Source organism: Mesorhizobium sp. M7A.F.Ca.AU.002.02.1.1, from assembly GCF_003998535.1.
Taxonomy (GTDB): domain Bacteria; phylum Pseudomonadota; class Alphaproteobacteria; order Rhizobiales; family Rhizobiaceae; genus Mesorhizobium; species Mesorhizobium ciceri.
Genome location: NZ_RZPB01001418.1, coordinates 1 through 607 on the forward strand (window position 1 = coordinate 1; position 607 = coordinate 607).

At 68.9% G+C, this 607-nt stretch carries 1 pseudogene; it reads left to right on the forward strand.

Annotated elements, in window-relative coordinates:
- Positions 1–607 (forward strand): annotated as a pseudogene (locus EN879_RS38105) (chromosome segregation protein SMC); the annotation flags it as partial.

Below are 607 nucleotides of genomic sequence, written 5' to 3' on the forward strand. Positions count from 1 at the left end.
CGCCGCCGCCGCTGCCTTCCAGCGCCTCTCGATCGCCAAGTCGCAGATCGAAGAGGAAGCCGGCCGCATCCGCGCCCGTCAGAGCGAACTCGAGCGCCGGCTGCAGCAGCTCGACGGCGATATCGCGCGTGAGGAGCGCATGGTCCGCGACAACGCGGACATTCTCGAGCGCCTGCGCGCCGAAGAGGCGGCACTCAATTCGGAAAATGCTGGTGCCGCCGAGCGCGAGGCCACCACCCGCGCGGCTTTCGAACAAGCGGCATCTACGCTTTCACAAAGCGAAGCCAAACTCGCCGCGCTGACTGCCGAGCGGGCCGAGGCTGCCGCCTCGCGCAACCAGATCGAACGGACGCTGCGCGATACCGCCGAGCGCCGCGACCGCTTCGCGCGTCAGCTTGCCGATGTCGACCGGGAATTGTCGGAGATACTCTCCAAGGTCGCTGGCCTGCCCGATCCGGCCGAGAAGCGGGTGCTGGTCGAACAGGCCATGGCGCTGCTGGAGGAGGCCGAGGCTGCCGTGTCCGAGGCCGAGCAGTCGGTCATCGATGCCCGCGCTGCCGAAAGCGCTGCCCGGCCACCGCTTCAGGATGCCAGGGCCGAGCTGGCA